The organism is Pelomonas lactea, from assembly GCF_043555885.1.
GTDB lineage: Bacteria > Pseudomonadota > Gammaproteobacteria > Burkholderiales > Burkholderiaceae_C > Pelomonas > Pelomonas lactea.
In genome coordinates this window covers 324,357-330,356 of sequence record NZ_JBIGHX010000008.1, presented here as the reverse complement: position 1 = coordinate 330,356, position 6,000 = coordinate 324,357, and the positions used below count along the sequence as shown (strand labels likewise).

General features: G+C 68.4%; 4 protein-coding genes. 2 read left to right on the top strand and 2 right to left on the bottom strand.

Annotation, left to right across the window (positions count from 1 at the left end; genetic code table 11):
• Nucleotides 1-226: 226 nt before the first annotated feature.
• Both ACG04Q_RS21090 and ACG04Q_RS21085 read left to right on the top strand, forming a co-directional pair.
• Complete coding sequence (locus ACG04Q_RS21090) at nt 227-676, top strand: hypothetical protein (protein ID WP_394513348.1); 450 nt, start codon at nt 227-229, stop codon at nt 674-676.
• Nucleotides 677-866: 190 nt separating this feature from the next.
• The gene (locus ACG04Q_RS21085; RefSeq protein ID WP_394513347.1) at nt 867-2,987 is read left to right on the top strand and encodes a hypothetical protein; all 2,121 of its coding nucleotides are present in this window, start codon (nt 867-869) and stop codon (nt 2,985-2,987) included.
• Nucleotides 2,988-3,438: 451 nt separating this feature from the next.
• Here the strand turns inward: ACG04Q_RS21085 and ACG04Q_RS21080 are convergent, their stop codons facing one another.
• Together ACG04Q_RS21080 and ACG04Q_RS21075 are read right to left on the bottom strand one after the other, a co-directional pair.
• Nucleotides 3,439-4,026, bottom strand: a complete 588-nt coding sequence (locus ACG04Q_RS21080; RefSeq protein ID WP_394513346.1) for a hypothetical protein — start codon at nt 4,024-4,026, stop codon at nt 3,439-3,441.
• A gap of 280 nt (nt 4,027-4,306) precedes the next feature.
• On the bottom strand, nt 4,307-5,767 hold the full coding sequence (locus tag ACG04Q_RS21075; RefSeq protein WP_394513345.1) for an endonuclease: 1,461 nt from the start codon (nt 5,765-5,767) through the stop codon (nt 4,307-4,309).
• Nucleotides 5,768-6,000: the final 233 nt, after the last annotated feature.

The following is a 6,000-nucleotide window of genomic DNA, read 5'->3' as shown; positions in this document are numbered from 1 at the left end:
CTGTGCAGGTCAATGGCTGCATACAGTTCCATGCCGGTCTCCTTCGCGGCTCGCCCGCTTGATCTGGAAACCAAACGGTAGGCCTATGAACGGAGACCGGCCATTGGGGCTAGATGATTCTTCAGGTCTTTAATCTAAAGCCCTCCATCCAACGCCAGAGCCGGCTTGCGCCGGCTGGTCAGATCGACATTCCCAGGTCTCCACGCCAGCCCAACACCACCACCCCATGCGCCTGCCTCTCGCTGCCCTGCTCCTGCCGCTGGCACCCGCTCTGACCAGCTGCGCCGTCTTTGAAGCCCTGGGCGGCATTCCCTATGCCGAGAAGACGGTGACCCTGCCGCCGGCCGTCTCCGGCACGACGGCGCTGGACTGCGTGGCGTCCTCGGTGCAGTCGCTGCGCGAGCGCAACGGCTTCTGGATGGCGGTCAGCCGGCGGGACGATGGGCTGGGCGTGCTGGAAACCGGCCAGTACCCGGCGTCCAACCTCTCCGGGTTCCGCCTTCGCGCGCGGGTCGACGAGCCCCGGCGGCAATTGCGCCTGCAGCTGAAAGCCGGCGGGCTGTACTACGTAGACCTGGGCGCCAAGCCGGGCGCGGCTGCGCTGGCGGCAGCGGTGGACGCCTGCCTCGCCAGCGCCGCCCCGCGCGATCCACCCGGCCCGACCGCGGCACGCTGAATCGTTTGAGCCGCTCCTGGAGCGCTGCCGGGCTTGGTGCCCTCCACGGCCCGCGCCGGCGCCACCACGCGCCCTCACCGGTCAGCCCGGCGGCGGGCACGAACGCCCCCACCGCGGCTGCTGAAGCCCTCGCACACCGCGCGCCCCGTCGCTAGCATCCCGGCTCCACGGCAGCAACCCGAGGCCACACATGGCATTGAAACCTCTGCAGGGCCTGGCGCTGGCCGCCGCCTGCGTCCTGAGCCCGGCGGCGTCGGCCCAGAACGTCCTGCTCAACGAGGGCGGCATGCTGTTCCAGATGCTCCCACGGTGTGCCGAGACGGTGCCGGTCTCGGGCATGTACACCCATGCGTCGGCGCTGAAGATGGAGCCGGCACAGGCGCAGGTGATTGCCGAGAAGCTCGTGGCCACGCTGACGGCGCGCTGCCCCCAGACGCGCACGCTGCGGCTGGACCTGTTGCGCGGCCAGCACATGATTGCGCTGGACGGCACGGCGGTGGGCGCCGTGGCGTTGGCGCTGGCGCCGCCGTCCGCCGCGCCGGTGCCGCAGGGGCCGAACCTGCTCGCGCCCACAAGCCCGCTGCCCAGCCTGGCCAGCGCCAGCAGCCCCGCGGCCCGCTGCGGCGTACTGGCGCAATGGATGGAGACCACGCTGCTGGACGGGGCCGAGCAGGAGGCCTTCCGCGACGAGCACATGCGCGCCGTGTTCGGCCGCACGTTCGATGACGACAACACGCTGCGCATGGTGGTGCACGACACGGAAGTGGCCGCCTGCGTGCGCCCCAAGCCGCGGCCTGCGCAGCCGGTGTCGGCCATCGGCCTCCTGCGCCGCGTGATGCCGGACGACAGCCCGGATGTGAGCAGCAGCCCGCAGGCGCAGCGCGTCAAGCGCCTGGAGCCGGTGCTGCGGGAGGTGATGGGCTACACGTCCGGCCCGCGCCTGCGCGGCAGCATCAGTGCCCATGTGCTGCGAGTGCGGCAGCAATACGCCACCGCCAACCAGCTCGCCAACATGGCCAACCGCGGCAATGCGGAGCAGGTGCTGTCCAAGGAGCTGGCGCCGGAACGTCACACGGTGCGTGAGCTCACGCTGCTGCTGCCCGCCGACCGCGAGCGGCTGTTGGCCACCCTGACGGAACAACGCGCCCGCGTTGCGATGGACAGGATCAACGCCTGGCTGGACAAGGCGCAGGCCTTGCCGCGCAACCTGGCCGGCGCTGCCGAGCTGCACAAGGGCCGGCAGCAGCTGGCGGAGGTCATGGGCATGCTGACGCCGGACCGCCATGCCACCGTGCGGAGCCGCGTGGAAGGCCTGCTGGACGAGATGCTTGCCCCCACGCTCAGCGACGTGACGCAGCGCGTGGCCCGCGTTGCCGCCACCCGCGAAGGCGCGCGCACGCTGGTGACGCTGCAGCAGGACTTCGAGCGGCAGCTGCACAGCTATGGCGACTTGCCCTCGGTGCAGCGCGCCTACCAGTCCCTGCTCGACGCCCGCAACCGCGTGCTGCCGCCGCTGCTGCCGGCCTGGCAGGCGCAACTGGCGGCCACGCCCGCGCGCCGTGCCGAACTGGACGAGCGTCGCGACGAGCTGGTGGCCCTGTTCGGCGCCCATGTGGCCGTGGACGACGCGCACTACGCCGCCTTCAAGGCGCCGCTGGACGCCAGGGCCGACGAGCTGGTCCAGCGGCTGAATGCCGAGGAAAAAGCCCGCCGGGCCCGGGAGCGGCAGGCCGCGCGGGCCGCTGCCGCAGCGGCCGGGCTGGCGCTGAAGGCCGAGGACTTCAAGGCGCCCGGCGGCCCCGGGTCGACGGCCATGGTGGCGCTGTACAGCGGAGATTTCCAGCGCGTGGGCGCGGCCCGCGGCAGCGCGGCGCTGGGGGCCCTGGCAGATGGCTACATCGCGGAGTTCTCGGGCCGCTGCCGCGAGCATCTCGTCGATGCTGTGCAGTTGACGGAGCCGAAGTGCACCTTGTGGCAGACGCAGGAGCAGAACTACCGGGAGGTGTCCCGCCACTGCATTCATTCCATCAATGTGCCGACCGGCGTGTTCGCCGAGCGCAGCCTGCTGGACGCCAAGGCCTCACGCCACGGCGAGCGCGGCATCCAGACCCTCGGCTCCATCTTGAGCCTCAACCCCAAGGCCATGATGGGATTGCTGGAGGCCGACGCCTGGGACGGCACGGCCAGGAAGGCGGTGGCGGCGCATGCCTGCACGGCGCCGGCCCTGAAGCGGCTGCGTGTGAACCTGGAGGCCTACTTTCTGGGCAAGCCCGCGGTGATGCTGGACGGCGTGCCGGCGGGAGACGACTGACACGCCCCGGCTCAGGGGCACCCCGCCGCAAACAGCTCTTCCACCCACGCCGGGTAGTCCACGAACGGATTGCGGTTGCCCTGCCGCTCGACGATGCACAGGCTCGGGGTGATGGCTCCGGGTTTCAAATTTCAACCCCTCACTTCAAGAAGTCGGCCACGCACGGGATCTGTGGCGGCCTTCGGAGATTGAGGGCGGAGCCTGCTGCTACCTGACGATGGCCCCCATCGATCAATTCTCTTTGCACGCCCAGAAATTCGCTCCGACGCGCACCATCGGGCAACTCCCAGCCAGCTTTTGCGGCAAGGCGTCCAAGATTCGGGGTCGCCAAGAGTCGGGGTAATAATATTCATGCGAAGCTCCAGGCAGATCACACAAAAGCTCTGAAGCCCGAACCGGCGCCAAGCGAGCCTTTATTCATTCGGGCGCCCTCGCCGGCAATTTTTTCGACTTACACGAGCTGGTCGGGCTCACCGTACACAAAAACCTCGACAATATCGCTCATCGATGAGCCATATTTTTCCTTCAGATAATCCGGAAGGAACTTATGGAACATACCCAAACTGATTTCGTACTCCCCCTGATTCGAATCAAAGAAGAACAACGTTGTAGCCAACGTATTCGCCGGGGAGTAAAAAGCGATGGCGTGCAAGACATTGTCGTCGTTAACATATCTAAACGAGATGAAAAGCCCCCCACGTTTCTGATGCCAGCGGTTCACCAGCCCCATGTCATAGCCCCACGCCCTGGCGTAATTTCCCTTTTGAATGCCGTAGCCACTCTGAGCACCGCTCTTCATCAAAGCGGGGTTGTTGTGGTGATCGATTGCTTTGTCCACCGTGGACTCCTTCCACAGCGCGTTCATTCTGTCTTTCGGCGTCCCATATTTACCGAGCTTGGTATGCATCCGCTTCATCCATTTCCAGCACAGTTCTTGGCATATTCCCTTTGCAGCTGACGTGCCTGCCACCTCACGCTCCTTAATGAACAGCACCTCTGACTGCTTGAACTCGTACTTCTTGAAGTCATCGAGCGGCATGAAATATCTCCTTCAGTTCTCAAAGCAAGAGGGTGCTGACTACCCGGCGCGAGCGCGTGGCCGGATGGCCACGCACCTGGCCAGCGCGGTGCGCGCTGCCGTCACGCCAATTCGCGGCCGCCTATGGACACCTCAGACTAGCGACGCCGGTCGCGCCACCACAGTCGGGATTGCATGAAGCCGAATCGGCGCACGGGCGCCTGCGGATGGCCAAGATGCGCCAAACCTGAATGAGGGCCGCCACGAGATGCGCTGTCGTGGCTGGCGGCCCGGCCCCGGCTCAGGGGCACCCCGCCGCAAACAGCTCTTCCACCCACGCCGGGTAGTCCACGAACGGATTGCGGTTGCCTTGCCGCTCGACGATGCGGGCGTGGCGGCGGAGTTCGTTGGCGTCCACCGGGTCTGCGCGGTGCCAGGCCACCAGCGTGCAGCGCTTGCCGAACAGGTTGCCGCTGGTGCCGACGGTGTCGGACAGCTCCAGGTTGCCCACGCCGGTGCTGTCGTTGCCCTCGTAGCGGATGGCCATGTAGAACATCATGCGGGCCACGTCGCCCTTGACCGCCGCGCGCGGCTCGAAGCTGTCGGCGTCGGTCAGGTTGCCGGGCGCCTCGCCGATGGCGCTGCCGCCCCAGTCGAAGTCCTTGTTGCCGCGGGTGCTGTTGACGGACACGTCGGCCGGGCGCAGGTGGTGGATGTCGGTGTGGGCCCATTGCGCCTCATCGGGGAAGCCATGGCTCTTGGCCCAGACGTGCTCGCGGTTCCACGCGTCCTGGTCGTTCGAATTGGCGGACGCGTTGTGCGTCTTGGGCTCGGAGCGGCCGGTGTAGATCAGGATGACGTTGGCCGTGTTGGCGGGGTCTTCGTCGGTGTACTTCAGCGCGTCCCACACGGCCGAGTAGCTCATGCGCGTGTGGTTGCGGGCCGCGGCCTCGTTCAGCGCCACGCGCAGCGCGGTGCCGGTCTTGCCGATGGCCTGGGCGTAGTAGGCGTTGAAGCCGCTCCAGGTGGCGCCGCCGGACGGCGGCTGCGTGAATGACGCGGTCAGCGTGACGCCGGTGAAGGCCTTGTAGCCGTACAGGCCGATGTAGTAGCTGCCGGCCTGGGGCTGGGCGAAGGTGCAGGTTTCCTCGTTGCCGTTGACGAGGGGGCGGCAGTCGAACACGGCGGACGTGGGCTCGGCGCTGGCGCGCACGTAGAGGTCCACCGCGCCGGTGCCGCCGCTGGTGCGCACGACAAGGTTGGTGGCGCCGGCGGGCACGTCGAGCCGGTAGCGCAGCCAGGCGCTGGCGGCGGCGGACTGGTTGGTCACCGGCACGCCGGGCTGCAGCACGACGGTGGCGGGCGTGCCGCCGCCGGCCGGCGTGTAGCTGCCGACCAGGCTGGCGCCGCTGTAGCTGCTGTAGCCCTGCACGCGCACGTGGTAGGTGGCGGCCGTGGGGCTGGCGAAGCTGCAGGTCTCGGTGTTGGTGCCGCTGGTGGACGCGCAGTCGTTGCTGCCGCTGCTGGCCTGCGCGCCGCGGCGCACGTAGAGATCGGCATCCCCGCTGCCGCCGCTGAGCTTGAAGCTCAGCTGCGTGGCTCCCGAGGGCACCACCAGCGTGAAGTCGCGTGTGCTGCTGGCCGCGCCCGACAGGCCGGTGGCGGCCACGCCGTTGGCCAGCGCGGTCTGCGCCTGCGCGGCCGGGGCCAGCACCACCCATGCGGCCGCAGCCGCCCACGTTGCGATCCAGCACCCACGCATGACGACACCTCGCAGTTTTACGGAAGCGTCAGACTAGCGGCGGCGGTCGCGCGTCCCCAGTCGGGCTTGCCTGAAGCCGGATTGGTGTGCGGGCTGGCGCTGATGCCGGGCAGGCGCCGGCCCGGCCGGCGGCGCCGCAGCCGCCATTCGGCCCGCCTGCTGTCGATTCGTCGCAAGCGGCGCGCCCGCGGGGCGGCGTGTCTGCACAGTGCGGTCCATCGCAACCGCCACCC

Coding starts and splice junctions, on each gene's coding strand:
- ACG04Q_RS21075 (WP_394513345.1), bottom strand. CDS start 5,767: ATGCGTGGGTGCTGGATCGCAACGTGGGCGGCTGCGGCCGCATGGGTG.
- ACG04Q_RS21090 (WP_394513348.1), top strand. CDS start 227: ATGCGCCTGCCTCTCGCTGCCCTGCTCCTGCCGCTGGCACCCGCTCTG.
- ACG04Q_RS21080 (WP_394513346.1), bottom strand. CDS start 4,026: ATGCCGCTCGATGACTTCAAGAAGTACGAGTTCAAGCAGTCAGAGGTG.
- ACG04Q_RS21085 (WP_394513347.1), top strand. CDS start 867: ATGGCATTGAAACCTCTGCAGGGCCTGGCGCTGGCCGCCGCCTGCGTC.